19 protein-coding genes are annotated in these 18,301 nt (G+C 39.8%); 6 read left to right on the forward strand and 13 right to left on the reverse strand.

Annotation, left to right across the window (positions count from 1 at the left end):
• Positions 1-22 precede the first annotated feature (22 nt).
• The 4 genes from ACOB80_RS02710 to ACOB80_RS02725 all read left to right on the forward strand — a co-directional run bounded on the left by ACOB80_RS02710 (position 23) and on the right by ACOB80_RS02725 (position 4,705).
• On the forward strand, positions 23-325 hold the full coding sequence (locus ACOB80_RS02710) for a DUF1289 domain-containing protein (RefSeq protein ID WP_473164261.1): 303 nt from the start codon (positions 23-25) through the stop codon (positions 323-325).
• Positions 326-401: 76 nt separating this feature from the next.
• The gene (locus tag ACOB80_RS02715) at positions 402-602 is read left to right on the forward strand and encodes a hypothetical protein (protein WP_473164262.1); all 201 of its coding nucleotides are present in this window, start codon (positions 402-404) and stop codon (positions 600-602) included.
• Positions 603-634: 32 nt separating this feature from the next.
• Complete coding sequence (locus tag ACOB80_RS02720) at positions 635-2,074, forward strand: GAF domain-containing sensor histidine kinase (RefSeq protein WP_473164263.1); 1,440 nt, start codon at positions 635-637, stop codon at positions 2,072-2,074.
• 189 nt (positions 2,075-2,263) lie between these two features.
• Positions 2,264-4,705: a TonB-dependent receptor plug domain-containing protein gene (locus tag ACOB80_RS02725; RefSeq protein ID WP_473164264.1), complete on the forward strand. Its 2,442-nt coding sequence runs from the start codon at positions 2,264-2,266 to the stop codon at positions 4,703-4,705.
• A 93-nt stretch (positions 4,706-4,798) separates the two neighbouring features.
• On the opposite strand, the gene ACOB80_RS02730 is transcribed toward ACOB80_RS02725, so the two are convergent.
• Positions 4,799-6,322 (reverse strand): HD domain-containing phosphohydrolase, encoded by a 1,524-nt coding sequence (locus tag ACOB80_RS02730; protein ID WP_473164265.1) that lies wholly within the window; start codon positions 6,320-6,322, stop codon positions 4,799-4,801.
• 310 nt (positions 6,323-6,632) lie between these two features.
• Here ACOB80_RS02730 and fahA point away from each other — a divergent pair, with 310 nt between their 5' ends.
• Complete coding sequence (gene fahA, locus ACOB80_RS02735; RefSeq protein WP_473164266.1) at positions 6,633-7,955, forward strand: fumarylacetoacetase; 1,323 nt, start codon at positions 6,633-6,635, stop codon at positions 7,953-7,955.
• A 93-nt stretch (positions 7,956-8,048) separates the two neighbouring features.
• On the opposite strand, the gene ACOB80_RS02740 is transcribed toward fahA, so the two are convergent.
• The 7 genes from ACOB80_RS02740 to ACOB80_RS02770 form a co-directional block, all read right to left on the reverse strand.
• Positions 8,049-8,423, reverse strand: coding sequence for a hypothetical protein (locus tag ACOB80_RS02740; protein ID WP_473164267.1), 375 nt, complete (start codon positions 8,421-8,423; stop codon positions 8,049-8,051).
• Positions 8,424-8,622: 199 nt separating this feature from the next.
• Positions 8,623-8,910: a hypothetical protein gene (locus tag ACOB80_RS02745; protein WP_473164268.1), complete on the reverse strand. Its 288-nt coding sequence runs from the start codon at positions 8,908-8,910 to the stop codon at positions 8,623-8,625.
• A 169-nt stretch (positions 8,911-9,079) separates the two neighbouring features.
• Complete coding sequence (locus ACOB80_RS02750) at positions 9,080-9,259, reverse strand: hypothetical protein (protein WP_473164269.1); 180 nt, start codon at positions 9,257-9,259, stop codon at positions 9,080-9,082.
• A gap of 20 nt (positions 9,260-9,279) precedes the next feature.
• Complete coding sequence (locus ACOB80_RS02755; protein WP_473164270.1) at positions 9,280-9,522, reverse strand: hypothetical protein; 243 nt, start codon at positions 9,520-9,522, stop codon at positions 9,280-9,282.
• A gap of 8 nt (positions 9,523-9,530) precedes the next feature.
• Entirely contained in the window at positions 9,531-10,505 is a 975-nt protein-coding gene (locus tag ACOB80_RS02760; RefSeq protein ID WP_473164271.1) for a methylenetetrahydrofolate reductase, read from the reverse strand.
• Between the two features lie 93 nt (positions 10,506-10,598).
• Positions 10,599-11,309 carry a substrate-binding periplasmic protein gene (locus tag ACOB80_RS02765; protein WP_473164272.1) on the reverse strand — a complete coding sequence of 237 codons (711 nt, stop codon included), beginning with the start codon at positions 11,307-11,309 and terminating at the stop codon, positions 10,599-10,601.
• Between the two features lie 60 nt (positions 11,310-11,369).
• The gene (locus ACOB80_RS02770; protein WP_473164273.1) at positions 11,370-12,335 is read right to left on the reverse strand and encodes a tRNA-dihydrouridine synthase; all 966 of its coding nucleotides are present in this window, start codon (positions 12,333-12,335) and stop codon (positions 11,370-11,372) included.
• A 147-nt stretch (positions 12,336-12,482) separates the two neighbouring features.
• On the opposite strand from ACOB80_RS02770, the gene ACOB80_RS02775 reads away from it, so the two are divergent.
• Positions 12,483-12,887 carry an HvfA family oxazolone/thioamide-modified RiPP metallophore gene (locus ACOB80_RS02775; protein ID WP_473164274.1) on the forward strand — a complete coding sequence of 135 codons (405 nt, stop codon included), beginning with the start codon at positions 12,483-12,485 and terminating at the stop codon, positions 12,885-12,887.
• 91 nt (positions 12,888-12,978) lie between these two features.
• On the opposite strand, the gene ACOB80_RS02780 is transcribed toward ACOB80_RS02775, so the two are convergent.
• The 5 genes from ACOB80_RS02780 to ACOB80_RS02800 are packed head-to-tail and all read right to left on the reverse strand — an operon-like array spanning position 12,979 to position 18,293.
• Positions 12,979-13,761 carry a peptide ABC transporter ATP-binding protein gene (locus tag ACOB80_RS02780; RefSeq protein ID WP_473164275.1) on the reverse strand — a complete coding sequence of 261 codons (783 nt, stop codon included), beginning with the start codon at positions 13,759-13,761 and terminating at the stop codon, positions 12,979-12,981.
• Complete coding sequence (locus tag ACOB80_RS02785; protein WP_473164276.1) at positions 13,762-14,751, reverse strand: peptide ABC transporter ATP-binding protein; 990 nt, start codon at positions 14,749-14,751, stop codon at positions 13,762-13,764. It abuts the gene before it with no gap.
• Entirely contained in the window at positions 14,751-15,644 is an 894-nt protein-coding gene (locus ACOB80_RS02790; RefSeq protein ID WP_473164277.1) for an ABC transporter permease subunit, read from the reverse strand. The genes ACOB80_RS02785 and ACOB80_RS02790 overlap by 1 nt, the downstream gene beginning before the upstream one ends.
• On the reverse strand, positions 15,631-16,662 hold the full coding sequence (locus ACOB80_RS02795) for an ABC transporter permease (protein ID WP_473164278.1): 1,032 nt from the start codon (positions 16,660-16,662) through the stop codon (positions 15,631-15,633). Before ACOB80_RS02795 ends, ACOB80_RS02790 begins: the two co-directional genes overlap by 14 nt.
• Positions 16,662-18,293, reverse strand: coding sequence for an ABC transporter substrate-binding protein (locus tag ACOB80_RS02800; RefSeq protein ID WP_473164279.1), 1,632 nt, complete (start codon positions 18,291-18,293; stop codon positions 16,662-16,664). Before ACOB80_RS02800 ends, ACOB80_RS02795 begins: the two co-directional genes overlap by 1 nt.
• Between the last annotated feature and the right edge of the window lie 8 nt (positions 18,294-18,301).

The following is an 18,301-nucleotide window of genomic DNA, read 5'->3' on the forward strand; positions in this document are numbered from 1 at the left end:
GGCGATTACGTTTGCGATAAAGATGCAGTTAGAATTTTTTGATGTTCCCAGCCCTTGTATAGGAATATGCCAATCCGATGAGAAAGGCTATTGCTTGGGCTGTATGCGTACACGCGATGAACGACAAAACTGGATATCGCTCACCACAGATGATAAACAAAAAGTAATTAAGCGCTGTATTCAGCGTAAAAGACGTAAAGATGGAAAGGGAGTAAAAGCAAAGGAATTGGCGCCAGACGCTGAAAACCAACAAGCGTCTCTTTTCGACCCGCCAACACAAGTTGAAAAATCTTCTGATATGGATTTTGGAGATTTTGAACTCTAAATATTATCAATCACCTTGTTGATAATATTCAATTTGTTAACCATAGTTAAAGTTATTTCTTGTGTGTGGTTATCGAATGAACCTTTCTAAAGTCACGACATTTATTTTCCACTGTTTAGCACTTTCCTTTTCAAGCTTTTCTGCTCACCTAAGAAAAATAGAACGATCTTTTGTTGCTAAAGCCACTTGGCAATCTAAAACACTGGCACTTTATACATCTTCTGATGATGTAGGCTGTTGTGTTAGCTATTCAATAGACAATGATGTTTTTATTTAAAGTGAACTAAGGTTGGTAAAGGGGGTTATACAATGTCAGAGCAAGGTAAATCTTCTTATATAGCGATACTAGAAAAACAAGTTGAAGAATTAAAATACAGCGAAAAGTTACAACACGCTCTTTATAAAATTGCTTCAATTTCTCATGCTGATGTACGTTTGAATGATCTGTACCGGCAAATTCATGAAATAGTTAACGAAGTCATTAACGCTAAAAATTTTTATATCGCCATTTTTGATGAAGACTCCCAAACGATTCACTTTCCTTATTTTGTCGATGAAAAGGATAAAGGAGACAAAGATCTTACTAACTTTACTATGCCATTAGGGGAAGGGCTGACTTCCCTTGTTGTGAGGAGTAGAAAACCTAAACTGTGTACCTCGAAAGAGGTGAGGGATTTAGTTGAAACAGGCGAAGTAGCAGATGTAAAAGGGTCATTTGATTTTAGCTGCTGGTTAGGTGCACCTATGATTAATGGGGGCACGCTTCATGGTGTTATAACTGTGCAAAATTATGAAGAAGGTAGCAGTTACAGTGAGCGTGACGTGCGCTTATTAGATTTTGTAGCCAATCAAATAGCGAATGCGTTGGAAAATAATTTTAATGAGTCACAACGGCGAGAGGCACAACAACGCCTCGCGGAACAACACCGCTTGTTGGAACAGCAAAATACCGAGCTAAATAATTCTATTGAAGCGTTAGAGAAGACTCAACAGGAACTCGTACAAAAGGAGAAAATGGCCTCTTTGGGTGGACTAGTGGCTGGAATCGCTCACGAAATCAATACGCCGCTTGGAATATGTGTTACCGGTGCAAGTCATTTAATGGAAGAAATTAAACATACAAAAGCTGCAATTGACAATAATACCTTGACGGAATCGCGGTTAGTGGAGTTTTTTGAGGATCTTAATCAAGGCTTAAATATTCTGTTTAGTAATACGCAAAAAGCAACAAGCTTAGTGAGAAGTTTTAAGCAGGTTGCCGTTGACCAATCATCAAATGAAGTTAGAGAGATAGATCTAGCGCAATACTTAGATGAAATTGTGATGTCGTTAAAGCCTACGCTAAAAAGAACAAAACATACGATAAAAATCGAATGTCCGGTTGCACTTCAAATGACCCTAAATGCAGGTGCCCTGTCGCAAATCGTTAGTAACATGATTATGAATTCGCTTATTCATGGATTCGAGGGTATAGAGCAAGGGCGAATCATGATCAAAGTCCAAGAAAAAGAATTTTCGGTAAACATTCATTACGCTGATGATGGCCGAGGCATGTCTGCAGATTCTCTCAATATGCTCTTTGAGCCATTTTATACTACCAAACGAGGTGAAGGCGGCAGTGGTTTAGGTACTCATTTGATTTATAACTTAGTTCAGTCACTTCAAGGAAAAATAAAGGTAAAAAGTGAAATTGATAAAGGACTCGCTTACCTCGTCACCTTACCTAAAGAAATGATAGGAAAAACCTAAATCGACTAATTTGTAGTCGGAAATGTTACTAAATTTACACAAGTTGCAATTTTGTTACGTTAACAACTTGTAATAACCTATTCATTAACCTATAACTTTCTATGAATTTAGCCTAATTAAGGCTAAAACTGCTTGAGAGCAAACAACAATAAAAAGCAGAAATAAAAACATAAAATAGGGAATAACAATATGTCTACATCTTTTAAAACGAGTAGCTTAGCTGTAGCTGTCGGTTTAGCTTTATTACACGCCCCTCAAACTTTTGCAGAAGAAGACAAAGCAAAAGTCGAAGATATCGAACGAATCGTTACGCTAGGTACTCGCCTATCAAATAGAACTGTGGCAGAAAGTCCTGCTCCAGTTGATATTATTTCTGGCGATGCAATCAGAAGCTCAGGTGTTACGAGTACACCTGAAATGTTACGAGCGTTAGCACCTTCCTTTAACATGAACAATACAACGACTTCTGATGGTCAAGATTTAATGCGGCCTGCCACTTTACGTCGTTTGGGGCCTGACCAAGTATTGGTATTAGTTAACGGTAAGCGACGTCATCAACAGGCGGTTGTTGCTGTTCAAGAAAACGTTGGTCGTGGTAGTGCTGGAACCGACTTAAGTTCAATTCCCTTAACGGCCATTGAGAGTGTACAAATCCTTCGCGATGGCGCGGCAGCTCAATATGGCTCTGATGCAATTGCGGGTGTTATTAATTTAATACTTAAAGACAAAGCCGGCGGAAATGGCTGGGTGCAATATGGCGAAACTGCTGAAGGTGACGGTGAAAAAACACAAGTTGGCCTTAATTATGGTTTCGAAATTGGCGACAAAGGTATGCTAAATCTAACCTTCGAGCATGCTGACAACGACGTTATGAACCGTGCAGAGCCAACGACTTGGTTTGGAGCAATTGACGAGCCTCGTCAGCTGTTGTTAATTGGTGAAGCCGAAACGCAAATGACAAGTTTTTGGGGGAACTTTACTTATGAAATAGGTGAAGGCGAGTTGTATGCTTTTGGTGGTATGACCCAAAAAGAAGGTGAGTCGCTTGGTTTTTATCGTGGTGCTGCTGATGACCGTGTTTGGTCACAATTATTTCCTGAAGGTGTTACGCCAAAACTTGGTACCGACTCAGAAGATACGTCTTTTGCGATTGGTTACCGAACAGAAGTTAATGATTGGGAATTAGACTTTAGCGTGGTAACAGGTGAAAACCGCTTTGAGTTTAGAAACCTAGAATCGGTAAACGCTAGTTATGGTCCTGATAGCCCGACAACCGCTTATGACGGTGCACTCATTTTCTCTCAAACAACGTTTAATGTTGATGCGGTCACCTACGTTGATTTCGGCTTTGATTCTGACACGTCAATTGCTATTGGCTTTGAATTCCGTACTGACGGCTTCGAGCAAGAAGCGGGTGACGAAGTGTCTTATGCACGTGGTGATACCCTGTGTGCAGAAAGCGTAAACCCTACCGGCGACCCGTCTATGACAGATTGTGGTGGCGCGGTTACTACGCCAGGCATGCAAGGATTCCAAGGCTACAGCCCTGAAATGGTTATAGATGCTGAGCGGGATAGCTACGCTGTTTATATCGACTCTGAAACACAAATTACCGAAGAGTGGTTAGTCAGTGTTGCTGCGCGTTTTGAAGATTACGATGACTTTGGTGATACTTTAATTGGAAAGTTAGCCACGCATTACTCTATATCTGACAATCTCTCTATTCGAGCATCAGCGTCGACTGGCTACCGTGCTCCTGGTATGCAACAAGCTAACTTTACACAACGCTCGATTTCTTTGGATAATGGTGAATTGGCTGACCTTGTTACATTGCGCCCTCATGAGCCGTTAGCACAAGAGCTAGGCTTTAATGAACTAGAAGAAGAGTCTTCGACCAGTTTATCATTTGGTGTGATATATAATTCTGGCGGCTACTCAATGACGTTAGATACTTATCAAATTAACATCGAAGATCGCATTGTTTATTCAGGTAGTATCAGTGCAGGTATCAATGCTGAAGTTGAAGCATTTTTTGCCAAGTATGCAGTACCTGGTGGTCAACTAGATGGCGTTAAAAATGTATCCTTGTTTACTAATGCGATTGATACTGAAACCTTCGGTATTGATTGGGTAAACCAATATACGCAAGATTTAGCCTCTGGCGGGCAAATGGTTTACGAATTCTCGTATAGCTATAATACTAATGACATTGACGGTATTAATACATCCTCTAGCATAGTGCCTAACGATATCGTTTTTAACGAGTCACAAGCTCTGTTAGTAGAGAAAGCACAACCAGAAGATCGTTTTAGCTTATCTGCAATGTATCAAGCGGATATGTGGTCTGTAACAGGTCGCATGACTCACTACGGTGAAGTGACGACTGCTTCTTATGGCACGCCGGCTAATACCTGGGGTGCTAAAGCTTTATTTGATATCACAGGTCAATGGCGAGTAACAAACCAAATTACACTAGATGCCGGTATCTTAAACGTAACGGATGAGATGCCAGATGAGTGGGGAGAGGAAGGTACGCCATTTACTGAGTTAGGATTTAAATATGGTTGGACTAGCTTCCCGTTCTCTTTAGCGGGTAGAGAATACTATATTAGAGCAAGTTACAACTTCTAATAGTAACGCTATTGTTAAAAAGCCCAGCAAATGCTGGGCTTTTTTATGTTTGGTATATAGCTTAGTGCTAGCAAAATAGTGGTTAAGGCTTATTTAGTCGTCTTTATAAAGGTTGTTAATCGCAATAGCAAGGTCAATATTGTCTAGCATTTTTTCGACAACTACAGGGTCTAAATGAGCACCTGCTGCTTCAGCTAAAAACTGCATGACTTGCTCGGTTGGCCAAGCTTCTTTGTAACAACGCTTATGACTCAACGCATCAAATACATCGGCTACGGCAACAATACGAGCAAAGATGTGAATCTCTTCACCTTTTAACCCTGAAGGGTAGCCTGTCCCATCATATTTTTCATGATGCTGCTGAGATATAGTGGCCGCTGCTTGTAAAATAGGGCGCTTCGAGCCGTCTAATATATCAAAGCCTATAGCCGGGTGACGACGCATCTCTTCCATTTCTTCTTCTGTTAATTTTCCTGGCTTGAGCAGTATTTTGTCTGGGGTAGCTATTTTCCCAATATCGTGCATAGGTGCTGCTTGTTTTAACAATTCAGCGTCTTCAGCAGAGAGTCCTAATTTTTCGGCAAGCATATAAGACACTTCAGCCATTCTGCGAATGTGGTTTCCCGCTTCGTTCGAGCGAGACTCTACAACATCCCCTAAGCGATAAATAAGTTCTTCTTGTGTGTCTACTATTTCTTTGTTTAATAGCAAGTTGTCAAAAGCCAAACTGACATTGCCTGAGAATATCTCTAACAACTTAGCATCGATAGAAGATAGTTCTTGAATACCTTTTAAGTAAAGTAAACTGACTTTTTCCGTTTGGCTGGGAAAGTAGCCAACTAAAATATCATCTTCGAAAATACTCGATTTCTGCTCAATCGCTTTGTTTAAATATTGGTATGCAGTCGCGTCAATGGCGTCATCGCCACTATCATCTGAAATTTGGGCGATAATCTGAAAATCGTTCTCTGAGTAGATTGCACCAAGCCCCGTGACCTGTAACAGTAAGCTATTATGGTTCAATTGCAGTAAAGACATTATCTGTTGTAACAGGCCGCTGAAAAATTCTGTTAAAGAGCGTCCTTCTAAAACGTTACTCGTAGAGCTTATAACGCGTTCTAAGCCTGCTCGGTATTGTTCTTGATACCTTCGTGCTTTTTCTACCTCAATGATATCTCTGTATGCCCTAAGAGAAGAAAATACTGTGGTGAACAGTTTTTTGCGATCGAGCTCTGTTTTCTCTTTGTAGTCGTTAATGTCGTAGTCAACTATAACTTGTTCTTCGGGCGCTTGACCCGGCTGGCCAGTTCTTAACACGATACGGACAAAATGGTTGTTTAGTGTTTTCCGAATCCAGTGAGCAAGTGATAACCCCGCATCATCAGTTTCCATAACAACATCCAGAAAAATCAGCGCTATATCTGATTCTTCACTCAAAATAGATTTGGCGTCTGCTGCTGAATAAGCGTGCAAAAAGTGCAGCGATTTATTATCTAAACTGAAGCGTTTAAGCGCTAATGTGGTTATATCGTGTATGTCGGCTTCATCATCAACAATTAGTACTTTCCACGGAGGAAGAGTTGGCTTATTGTCTTTAGCGAGAAAAGATAACGGCATTCTACCTACTTAACGGCTAGATTTAATGTCTATACTTTAGGTATAGCAAATCGATGTGAAATTACCAAAAATCCAGTTTATACAAGCTACTTTTAACTTGTTGAATTTGCTTTCGTAAATTACTTGTTATTTTTACATTGAGTGTAAAGATATTTGTCCGCTTTGCTATACGCTATTGAATTACTTGTCTTAGGGCGAAGCGTTTCCTTTAAAATGTTGGCTGATATAATGCTTGCGTTTTTAGCCTAATGTAATTTACTTAACCTATTAAGAATATTAGGTCTTAGTATGATTTTGGAGCATAGAATTAATGACTAATAAGGCGTTACTCAACGACACCCATAACCCAACATTAACGAGTTGGGTCGAGTCAGCAAACCAACAAGGAACTGACTTTCCTATTCAAAACTTACCATTTGCCGTTTTTCGAGTAAAAGGTAGTGAGCAACCATTTCGCGGTGGTGTTGCTATTGGAGATCAAATTTTGGATATGTTGGCGTTAAAAAATGCTCAGATATTTGATGGCGACGTTCAAGAAGCAGTGTCTGCTTGTGCAAAAGAGCAATTAAACGATTATATGGCTATGGGAAAAGTAGCTTGGTCTACGCTGAGAGCTGCGTTATCTAAAGCTTTACAGTCAGGTTCAGAACTAGAATCGGCTCTATCAGCTTGCTTAGTGTCACAAGCTCAGGCAGAGTTTGCTCTTCCATGTACTATCGGTGACTACACTGACTTTTATACCTCTATTCATCACGCTACATCGGTAGGTAAGAAATTTAGACCAGACAATCCACTGCTTCCTAACTACAAGTGGGTGCCTATTGGCTATCACGGTCGTTCATCGTCAATTGAAGTTAGCGGTAGTGATTTTAAAAGACCAAAAGGGCAAACCAAAGCACCAACAGCAACTGAACCAAGCTTCGGTCCATGTAAGCGACTAGATTACGAGCTAGAAGTAGGTATATTTATCGGTTCAGGTAATGAATTAGGTGAAGCTATTTCTATTGAAAATGCAGAAGATCATGTGTTTGGTTTATGTTTGTTCAATGATTGGTCTGCTCGTGACATTCAAGGGTGGGAGTATCAACCGCTAGGACCTTTCTTGTCGAAGAACTTTGCGTCTACTATTTCTCCATGGATTGTGACAACTGAAGCGTTAGCGCCTTACCGAGCATCCTGGACACGTGACGAAGCCGATCCACAACCTTTAGCGTATTTAGAGTCTGCGCAAAACCGCGACGCGGGTGGTTTTGATATTCAATTGCAAGTGTTGCTTGAAACCGAATCAATGAGAAACGCATCAGAGCCGGCGGTACAGTTATCTCAATCAAACTTTATTGATAGCTACTGGACTGTTGCTCAAATGGTTGCGCACCACACAGTGAATGGTTGTAATTTAAAGCCGGGGGATATGTTTGGCTCTGGTACTCAATCTGGTCCAAACCCTGAAGAAGCTGGTTCGTTATTGGAGTTATCTAATGCTGGAAGTGAACCTGTACAATTACCAAATGGTGAAAGCAGAACATTCTTAGAAGATGGCGATAATGTTATTTTAAGTGGCTTCTGTGAGCGCGAGGGCGCAAAACGAATTGGCTTTGGTAAAGTAGAGGCTGTTATTTTACCAGCTGATTAAGAGAAGTATCTAAGTAAAAAGCGCCTTTTAGCTCTGTGAGCTAAGGCGCTTTTTTTATGCTGGTTAAGGTACAAAGTAGACCCTGTCATTGAGCTAGTCTTGTGTTTGAGAGATAGCCAAAAGCTCGTCAGCTAATCTAACAATTTGCTCGCTAGACTCTATATTTTGCTTGATGCTCGCTTCTAGGTATTCTTTAAATGGCTGAATCCTATCTCTTTCCGCTTTCACTAATTTCAGAATACTCGCGCTTTCCCACAAAGATTCCACACTAGGGCTTACCGTTTTAAACCCTGTATCTGCAAGTGAAAACGCTTCTGAATGAACAACCTCTATGTGACTCGTGCCAATTGATTGCATGTTTAGCTTATTACTGGCTGATGCCTGCGGCGTAAATAAACTAAACAATCCTAAATAGACAACACTACTGGCTATGGCGAGTAAAATTTTAAAGCCGGTTACTTTTGACATTTTGCTTTCCTTAACGCTGTTATTACCTATCTAGTCGTTATAAAACGTAAAAAAGTTCAGAAAAGTTTAAAAAAATTCGAAAAAAAAGCTATCTATTTGAACTACCGGGAAATTTATTTTTTAGAAAAGGATAATTTGGTAAGTAAAGCAATAGAGTGCTTAACACACTCTATTGGCTATTTATTCGTTGATAGGGCAATTAAGGAGTACAGTTTTGACCGTCTCCTTGACGACTAGCACCCAAAATTTTATTTTGACTGTCTACCATAAAGGTAACCGAGCAAAAATTTCCAGCTAAATTTCTAGAAGTAGCTTTGTCATATTCAAGCACTTTGCTACCGTCATTTAATTTAAGAAAAGAGTCTGGCGTACCGTACTTTTCAATGAGTGCGCTTAACGACTCCCCTTGCCAATGTGTTACATCGCCATTCGACGCACACCCTGCAACGAAGAACATGAAAAAAACAACTAACATACTATTTTTCATACTAACTCTCTATACGTTACTCTTATCTGTTGAGTATAAATTGTACAGGTAGGAGTTGTAAAATTTGTAGCAAACTGTAACTTTTTGGAAATAACTTGTAATGTCCACATAAGTGGACAGTTTTATTTTAGTTGGTTGGTGTTCGGCTGAGAGTGGTGATCGAAAGTTTTTATTCTAAAAACTCTTGATATCCTTTTATACCAAAATAACGGATAGACTTTTTTACGGTGACTTTTTTAGCTATGAGAATTTCGTTTCGAAAAATTTTCACCACTTGTTTATCGCCATTTTTGTCAGCTTGATAACTGTGCGCATCGTTATTGCGTAAGTTATCAAACTCAGACCTCATAATTAGTTTCATTATAGTGACTAAAGGTTATTAATATCTTTATTTACTTGATAACCTTCATCGGTCACAATTTTTTCTAACGTTTGTACCCGTTGTTCAAGTTGCGCAACTTTTTGGCTCATGGAGTTAGTTTTTTCTGTCGTACTTGCTTCATATTTTAAGGTTTTCTCTTTAAATTCTAGGTGCTTCTTATACATATCGTACAAAACGCCAAAACCTACCGAAATCAATACGATAAGAACAACCATTGTCGTGCCAGTCATAACGCCTCCTATACAATCAAATGTTGCAGTTCTTGTTTCGCCAGATAGTTATCCATAGTAGAGCGTAACAATTTATAAAGCAAAATCGAACCGTCAATTTCTTCTTTGCGATTGGTTAAACTTTCAATGTTTAAGCCAAGCGGAAGTTGATAGGGAAGCACTGCGTCGAGTATTTGATGAAGGCTGTTAGCACAAATGCGAATAGATTCATAAAGCGGTTTCTCTGCATTTAAAATACGCAAACTTGTTGCTTCAGGCACACTTACGCCTAACCACTCGATAAATTCGAGTGTTTTTTCACTTCCACATGGCGAGAAGGTTAAAATAATTCGCTGTGGCTTAATGCCTTGCTTTTTACACTCAAGTGCATACCGAGTTAGCATGTCTATAGTTGCTTGTGGGTTGTAAATTGCTTGTGATACAAAAAAGTTACAACCCTGATGGAATTTTTCTACTAAACGGTCGTGTTCAGTGCCCTTTTTCGCATGACGTTCTGCTATGGTTACACCACCGATGAAAAAAGGGTGTGCGTTGTCAACTAACGCTTTATAAGCATCAGCCAACGGTAGCGATACATTGTTTTGGCTAGAAGGGCTTCCAACTAACACGACGTCACGGATACCGTAATCTTGCCATGCCTCATTGGCCCATTTCTCAAAGTCAGAAACATCTGACTGTACGACGCTTTTATAGGTAATTACAGGACGAGACGATTTCTGGTTAAGTAACGCGGAATAGTGTCGTGGATCATGTGTTGATTTAAATGGAAAAGGGCGCTTTTTATTGGTTCTAGAATCTTCATTTTGAATGTCGTAAACAATTAAACCGTCAAAGTCGATATCGCTTACGCGCTCTAATAGCTTAGTCGCTATTTCATCAACTTTTTCGATTGGTGTATCACTTTTAGGTGGCGTTGTACCGATAAAGTAAACACCGCGATTTACGTCATTATAACGCGCTCTTAATTCAGAACTCTTGTCCACGTGGAAACATCTTTAATAGCTGGAAAAGCAGTATAATAACTCTATTACGGCTAAAAATCTTGGGTACGACTAGTCGAATTGGCAATAAATTAGTTATTTTTCTTTAGCTGGTGTTTTTGTTAAGTAGGTGTTGAGAATTTGAGTAAATGTTTGTGTTTTTTTTAGGGCGTTAATCGCCTCATTTATTTTAAAAATAACATGTTGTTTGTTGTGGTGTACCCTTAGCCGACGGCTAATATTATCGTGAACGCCGCTGTCAACTAAGTCAAATCCATGTTGTTTTATTAAGTAGTTGGCAACTTGTTGGTCGACAATGCCAGCTTGAATTCGTTGATTGTTAATCAGCTGCAAAATTTCTAATTCGCTTTCAACATCAAATCGTGCAAACTGCTCTTGTTGCTTATATCCATATCCTCGTACAGTGCCTATAGGAGTTGCGTTCAATTTGCCGCTAGGTATTTTATGTTTGCTGATATACAAATCTGTCGTATCGAAAAAATTGAAAGTGTAATGAGATATAGCTTGCTCTTCTTGTCGCCAACTTGGAATGGGACAACACTCAATGTCTATTTCGCCTGCTTTAAAAGCAGCTCTAATTCTTGCGTTTGGCAGATATACATATACTGGTGTGTATGGCGTTAGCGCGAAAATTTCGTTGAGCATATCAACATATATGCCTTGCGGCGGCAAAGATGCCCCGTAGGAATAAGGAGGGTTTCCAGCAAAAGGTAAAGCTATTTTTAATTCTTCTGCGCTACTTTTTGTTGAGATTAAGATGAGTAGCAGTATTAAAATACACTTCAAAATGCGTCTCTTTTCGATACTTTATCTCTAGTATAGCCAAAAGACGAAATTCGTATAAAGTTATTCGGCATTAGAGATAAATTTGTTTAGCTGCGCTAATATTTCGTCTTTGTTATTGAGTGTTTTGATAGCAAGAAAAAGCTCGTCTGCTTGTTGGTATTGCAGTTTTAAGTAGCGTAACCATTGTTTTAATCTACTTGAAAAGTAAAAGCTTTTTTCACCTTTAAGTTCTAGCTCTGCAAAGCGTTTTAATAGCGAGCATAACTCTAGCCAAGGCAACGGTGCTTCATTATTTCGAATCACATTTGCAAGATTTGGCATCGCTAAAGCACCTCGCCCTAACATTAGTCTGTTAGTTTTAGATTGTTTGATACACAACAATGCAGATTGTTTATCCCAAATTTCGCCATTTGCGCAAATCGGCATTGAGTAGTTGTCGACGACTTCGCCTATATGGTGCCAATATGCAGGGGGCTTATAGCCATCTTTTTTGGTGCGTGCATGAACGGTTAGTTCTTGCGCTCCTGCTTGATAGACTGCGTCAACAATTTCTGAAAATTTACTTGCGTCATCAAATCCTAGGCGGATTTTAGCAGATACTATATGCTCGTTTGCCACTGAATCGCGAACGCTTTTGACTACCTGATAAATGGTTTCAGGCGTTTTCAATAATACAGCTCCACCTTTACTCTTATTAACCGTTTTGGCCGGGCAACCAAAGTTTATATCAACCCCCTGAGAGCCTAGCTCTATCGCACGGATAGCGTTTTCTCCCATCCACTGAGGATCTTGTCCTAACAATTGCACTCGAACAGGTGTACCGCTTGAAGTAAAGCCTTTGTTATTTAACTCTGGTGCAATTTTTTTAAAGACATGTTTAGGCACTTTTCCTTTCACTACGCGCACAAATTCTGTGATGCATAAGTCGTAGTGGTTTATTGACGTGAGTAACTCCCTCATTAATGCATCTGCGACACCTTCCATTGGTGCTAGAACGATTTTTTCAACGGTAATATTTTGTTTCATGTGCAAACTGAAGAAATTAGACAAGTTTAACTTATTGTCATAGAGTTAAAATTATCACTTTTAGTGAAATTTATTATGGCTTGTCGGGTCTAGTTATTTAGAGTTGTATGATAACTGAATTTTACTTTTATTAATAAGGGAAACAAGATGAAGACATTTAACAAATCACCTCTAGCTTTGGTATTCGCTATTTTTGCATTGATGAGTTTCATTTCAATGCCAGCGAAAGCTAACAATAACCCATTTGAAGTTGAAAATGTTCAGCTATCCTACGTTGATGACGCTCACCAAGATCATTCTTGCGGCGAAGGCAAAGATAAAAAAGGCAAGTGCGGCGAAGGTAAGTGCGGCGAAGGCAAGAAAAAAGGCAAGTGCGGCGAAGGTAAGTGCGGCGAAGGCAAGAAAAAAGGCAAGTGCGGCGAAGGTAAGTGCGGCGAAGGCAAGAAAAAAGGCAAATGCGGCGAAGGTAAGTGCGGCGAAGGTAAGAAAAAAGGCAAGTGCGGCGAAGGTAAGTGCGGCGAAGGTAAGAAAAAAAGCAAGTGTGGTGAATAAGCTACTAAGCTAGAACTATTACAAAAAAAGCCGCTTTATGCGGCTTTTTTTATAAGTAAATTATTATCAACGTGAACCAGAGTGATTGCTGCTATCTATGCATGAGTGAAAAGTGCTGGCTCATGATCAGCTTTTTGGTGTATTTATGTTTTGGGTTCTTCAGAATTTCTTGAGTTTGTCCCATTTCCACGACTTGGCCATTACATAGCACCATGATTTCATCACTGAAGTGCCTTACGATTCCCAAATTGTGAGAAATTAAAATAAACGCGAGTCCCATTTGCTGTTGAAGATCTAACAACAAATTGATCATTTGTGAACGTAATGACGGATCGAGAGCGGCAAGTGCCTCGTCTAAAATCACCACTTGTGGATCTAGGATGATCGCTCGCGCTAGAGATATTCTTTGCTTTTGTCCCCCTGAAAACATATGAGGATAAAAATTCATATGCTCAGCTAACAGTCCAACTTTTTTCAGTGTCGCGATGATAAGCTCAGTTCTTTCATCCTCTGTTAAAGAGGTATTGAGGCTTAGTGGCTCATCTAGCAATTGCTGGATGGTTAAACTTGGATTTAATGTAGTTCCTGAGTCTTGAAAAATCATTCTGACATGCTGACAACGTTGTTTGAAGTTCCCGTGTTGTAAAGCTTGTCCGTTAAGTTTGATGTTTCCTGTCGTTGGCTTTTCGGCGCCAACAAGTAACTTTGCTAACGTAGACTTTCCTGAGCCTGTTTCTCCAACAATAGCTAATGTCTTGTGGGCTTCTAATGCAAAAGATAAAGGCTCTAAGGCAACGACAGATTCTCGCTTAAACCATTCTCCTTTTATGCGATAGGTTTTACTTAAATTACTAACTTTTAATAACTCTGTCATTTAGTAAGTGTCCTTTAGTGAATAATGACAACTTACTTGGTGGCCATGATAGTTTTTAACATTAGGTGCTTTTACACAAGCTTGCTGGGCTTTTGGACAACGAGGGCCTAATCGACAACCAATGGGTAAATGCTGCAAAATAGGAATACTGCCAGGCAAAGTCATCAATCTAGATTTCGCCGGTATATTTCTGCTCGCTTTGGGACTGCTATCAACTAAAGCCCGTGTATAAGGGTGAAAAGGCGTTTCAAAAATTTGTTCTGTGGTTCCTGCTTCAACAAATTGCCCTGAATACATTACCGTAATGGTATTTGTCCAGTGCGTTACGTTTTCTAAGTCATGACTAATCAGCAAAATAGACATGTTTTTAAGCTGATTTAAACTAGCGAGCAGCCTAAATATTTGTCCTTGATTGGTGCTTTCCATTGCCGCTGTGGGTTCATCGGCTATCAGTAATAATGGCTTTCTTGCAAGTGCCATGGCGATCATCACTCGTTGACACAAAGCTTCTGTTAATTGGTGAGGGTAGCTCTTCGTACACAGCTCATGATTTTTAATGCCAACTTTGTGCAGTAAGTTAGCTGTTGCCAGCTTTCTTTCTTTTCTGCGTTGCCAAAAACTACCTTTACTTGAGTCTTCTGCAACGGCTTCATCTAATTGCTCACCAATGGTTGTTGTTGGATCCAAGCACGCCATTGGCTCTTGGAAAATGATAGCAACATCTTTAGTAATAACCGCTTTACGCTCATCAGGGCTTAAACGCATTAAATCTTGTCCGCGCCAATGAAACCTATCAGCGTCGACTTTCCATTTGTCGTCGAGTACCCCCATTATGGCTTGTGCGAGCAGAGATTTACCTGAGCCAGATTCACCTACTAGACCACGAACTTCCCCCTCTTTCATAGTCAAGCTCACTCTGTCTACCGCTAATATAGGGGATGTAGCAGACATCAGCTGAATAGAGAGGTTTCTAATGTCGAGTAGATTCATTAGTGTTCCTTCCTAAGTTTTAGCGCATGGCGAATACCTTCACCAACTAAATTCGTTACTACAACCGCAAATAAAATGGTTAATCCTGGCAAGTATACTGTCCAGGGCGCGATATAAAACAAATCTAAACCATTGGCTAACATAGCCCCCCATTCTGGCATTGGAATAGGTGCTCCTAGTCCTAAGAAACCAAGTGTTGCAATGTCTAGTATTGCGGCTGATTGCGCTAACGTCGCCTGAGAAATAATCTTTTCAGTTATATTGGGGAAAATTGAATAATAAAGAATACGCAATGAGCCTGCGCCATCGAGTCGAGAGGCAAGTACGTAATCTTTTTTAAATTCTTCGGCTACAGCGTTTCGGGTAATGTGAATAAACTGAGGAATTAACACCATTACTATCGCCCATAGAGTATTACTTAATCCTGGACCTAAAATAGCGACGATAATAATGGCCAATAACAGTGAAGGAATAGATAGAATCAAATCTAAAAAGTGGTTTAGAAAGCTCGACTTTACCCCTTTGGTTAGCGCAGCTAATGAACCTATTACTACCCCGATAATTAGCGAAACGATGACCACGATAAAGCTTAAACCAAACGTTAATGAAGTTCCGTGGATAAGACGAGATAACATATCACGGCCAAGATTGTCGGTGCCAAGTAAAAAGCTCACATTACCTTCATCATGCCAGGCAGGTGGCAGAAGAATAAGCTCAAGGTTGTTTTCTGTTGGTGAATAGGGTGCAATAAATGGCCCTAAAATCGCCATGATAGTTAGGAAGATAAAACAACTAAAGCCAATAACAACCGCAGGCGAGTTTTTAAAGTTAAGCCACAACTGAGCGATAGGAGATGGAAATTCCTCTTCCTGATAAATCTTATCTCGCGCCATAACGGGACTCCCTCGCTAACGGGTTTAACCCAGCATAAATAAAATCAATGACGATATGGACAATAAATATAAAACTAGATAGTGCTAAAAGCCCTCCTTGTATTGCCGTATAGTCACGTTGATAAATACTTTGAATAAGCCAATGACCAATACCTGGCCAGTTGAAAATGATTTCTGTCACCATTGCCAGTGTCACAATATTGGCGAATTGTAAACCCACATCTCGTATTACTTTGATAAAAGCATTTCTTACGGCGTGACGCAGAATTATCTGCGTATAACTTAACCCTTTCGCCATTGCGGCCTTAATGTAGTGACTTTCTAGTACTGAGAGCATGGCCGTTCGTGCCAAGCGGATAAAAATTGTAGCAGGCGCTAACGCGACAACACATGCTGGTAAGATAATATGCGCGGATGCATCTTGGAAAGCTTGCCATTTGTATTCATTGTCGCTAAGCAAAATGTCGATAAACAAAATACCGGTGACTTGTTCAACTTCATAAATTAAGCTGATTTGTCCTGCTGATGGCAACCAACCTAACTGAACTGAAAATACCAGAATCGATAAAATTGCTAACCAAAAAACAGGAATTGAATAGCCGATCATCGCCATTGAAAGAATCATGTTATCTGTGTTTTTTCGATGGTGAATCGCTGCGAGAAAACCTATTGGAATACCAAACGCCATGGCTAAAATCAAAGCAACGAGTGTTAATTCAATTGTTGCTGGTAAGTGGGCCATGATTTCGTCAGCAATTGGTAGTTGAGATGTCATCGACACGCCCCAGTCGCCGCTTAACAGTTTATTGAGATAATACCAATACTGCCATGCAATCGATTCATGTTGTCCATAATTTAGCGCAATTAACGTTAGTTGATCTGGAGATGCGTGGATTCGCCCCGACACATTAACGATTTGTTCACCTGGAAATAAATAGCTTAGGGCGAACGTCAATATCGTTAACAAAAACATTGTTAAAAAGAATAAATTTAGCCGTCTTAAAGTAAAAATGAGCATTATTCTTTTCTCACCTCACCAAAAGTAATTCCGCCAAAAGAACTTAAAATAGGTCCTTCTATATTGCTTTTACGGGCTTGGAAGCGTTTTGAATGTGCTATCGGAAAAAGCGGAAGTTCTTGAGCCGCTATTTTTTGTGCTTCTCTATAGAGTTGTTTTCTCTGCTTTACGTCTGCTGTATCAAGGGCTTTTTTGAGCAAGCTGTCAAATTGATTGTTACACCAAAAAGTTCGATTGTTTCCGATTTCTGCAGACGCGCAACTAAGTAAAGGTGTTAAAAAGTTGTCAGGATCAGGGTGATCGGCAGACCAACCCAAGAGCACTGCATTGTGTTCACCTAATGACAAGCGTCTTAAAAATTCTTGCCAGTTATAAGAAACGATATTCACTTCAATATTAATTTTCTTAAGGTCTTCCTGAATTAGTTTTGCCATGGTTACAGCATCGGGGTTGTACGAGCGTTGTACCGGCATTGCCCATAAATCAATTTTTATAGGCGATGAAATATTTGCTTCTTCAAGCAACTCTTTAGCTTTTTCTAAATCATAGGTCGGCGCAGTAATTGAGCTTTCGTGTGCCCACGATGAAGGGGGTAACAAACTGTGAGCAGGCTCAGCTTCTGCGTCACCAAAATACACGGTATTTAAAATGGCTTGCGTGTCTATTGCGTGAGCCACTGCTAAGCGAATTGATTTATTGTTAAATGGTGGCTTTGCCGTATTAAAGCCGAGGTAACCAATATTTAGCGCCGTTACGCTTTCTAACACTAGGTTCGGGTTAGCTTTAATTTTTTCATGGGCGATAGGGTATGCAATTACATCACATTCGCCAGCTAAAAGCTTGGTTAACCTACTACTGTTTCCTGGTGATATATCGTAAATTAATTGGCTTAACGACGACTTTTCGCCCCAATATTCTTGATGAGGTTGATATCTAATATAAGCACCTGTGCGATATTCTTTAAATTTAAATGGGCCGGTTCCAATAGGGAAACTATCAATTTGTGTCAGCTTATTTTTTGATACCAATGATTGTGCGTATTCTTTTGATAAAATAACCGCAAAATCATTGGCTAAATTTGCCATAAATGAGCTGTCAGCACGTCGTAAAGTAAATCTAATGGTGTAATCGTTAATGCGTTCGATATCTTCAATTAATTCAGAAAAACCGACGCTTTGGAAGTACGGGTATTTCCCACCAGAAACATGATGAAATAAATTATCGCTTTTTAAAATTCGATTAAAACTAAATAACACATCATCTGCATTTAACGCTCTGGTTGGCGTAAAATAATCTGTGGTATGGAAGGCAACGTTTTTACGCAAATAAAAAGTAATCTTTTTATTGTCTTGGGTGATGTGCCAAGACTTTGCTAGTGAAGGAGCAATACTGTTATCGTTAGGATCGAAAACGATAAGCTGGTTATATAATTGCTTAGATGTAGCGTCAGCAGTTACACCTGAGGTGATAATCTGTGGGTTTAACGTTTCAGGTGAGCCTTCACTACAGTAAATTAAGCTTCTTTCACTGAGTAACTGTTTATTCGGGTTATCGCAAGCAAATACACTCAATGCCAGTATACTGGCTAGTAATACTTTACCTGATTGTAATTGCTGAAAAAAACTTTTCATGCCTATAG

It is taken from the genome of Thalassotalea coralli, assembly GCF_055786205.1.

Excerpts from the sequence above, each read along its gene's own strand:
- ACOB80_RS02710 (WP_473164261.1), top strand. The coding sequence starts at position 23 with ATGCAGTTAGAATTTTTTGATGTTCCCAGCCCTTGTATAGGAATATGC.
- ACOB80_RS02715 (WP_473164262.1), top strand. The coding sequence starts at position 402 with ATGAACCTTTCTAAAGTCACGACATTTATTTTCCACTGTTTAGCACTT.
- ACOB80_RS02720 (WP_473164263.1), top strand. The coding sequence starts at position 635 with ATGTCAGAGCAAGGTAAATCTTCTTATATAGCGATACTAGAAAAACAA.
- ACOB80_RS02725 (WP_473164264.1), top strand. The coding sequence starts at position 2,264 with ATGTCTACATCTTTTAAAACGAGTAGCTTAGCTGTAGCTGTCGGTTTA.
- ACOB80_RS02730 (WP_473164265.1), bottom strand. The coding sequence starts at position 6,322 with ATGCCGTTATCTTTTCTCGCTAAAGACAATAAGCCAACTCTTCCTCCG.
- fahA (WP_473164266.1), top strand. The coding sequence starts at position 6,633 with ATGACTAATAAGGCGTTACTCAACGACACCCATAACCCAACATTAACG.
- ACOB80_RS02740 (WP_473164267.1), bottom strand. The coding sequence starts at position 8,423 with ATGTCAAAAGTAACCGGCTTTAAAATTTTACTCGCCATAGCCAGTAGT.
- ACOB80_RS02745 (WP_473164268.1), bottom strand. The coding sequence starts at position 8,910 with ATGAAAAATAGTATGTTAGTTGTTTTTTTCATGTTCTTCGTTGCAGGG.
- ACOB80_RS02750 (WP_473164269.1), bottom strand. The coding sequence starts at position 9,259 with ATGAGGTCTGAGTTTGATAACTTACGCAATAACGATGCGCACAGTTAT.
- ACOB80_RS02755 (WP_473164270.1), bottom strand. The coding sequence starts at position 9,522 with ATGACTGGCACGACAATGGTTGTTCTTATCGTATTGATTTCGGTAGGT.
- ACOB80_RS02770 (WP_473164273.1), bottom strand. The coding sequence starts at position 12,335 with ATGAAACAAAATATTACCGTTGAAAAAATCGTTCTAGCACCAATGGAA.
- ACOB80_RS02775 (WP_473164274.1), top strand. The coding sequence starts at position 12,483 with ATGAAGACATTTAACAAATCACCTCTAGCTTTGGTATTCGCTATTTTT.
- ACOB80_RS02780 (WP_473164275.1), bottom strand. The coding sequence starts at position 13,761 with ATGACAGAGTTATTAAAAGTTAGTAATTTAAGTAAAACCTATCGCATA.
- ACOB80_RS02785 (WP_473164276.1), bottom strand. The coding sequence starts at position 14,751 with ATGAATCTACTCGACATTAGAAACCTCTCTATTCAGCTGATGTCTGCT.
- ACOB80_RS02790 (WP_473164277.1), bottom strand. The coding sequence starts at position 15,644 with ATGGCGCGAGATAAGATTTATCAGGAAGAGGAATTTCCATCTCCTATC.
- ACOB80_RS02795 (WP_473164278.1), bottom strand. The coding sequence starts at position 16,662 with ATGCTCATTTTTACTTTAAGACGGCTAAATTTATTCTTTTTAACAATG.
- ACOB80_RS02800 (WP_473164279.1), bottom strand. The coding sequence starts at position 18,293 with ATGAAAAGTTTTTTTCAGCAATTACAATCAGGTAAAGTATTACTAGCC.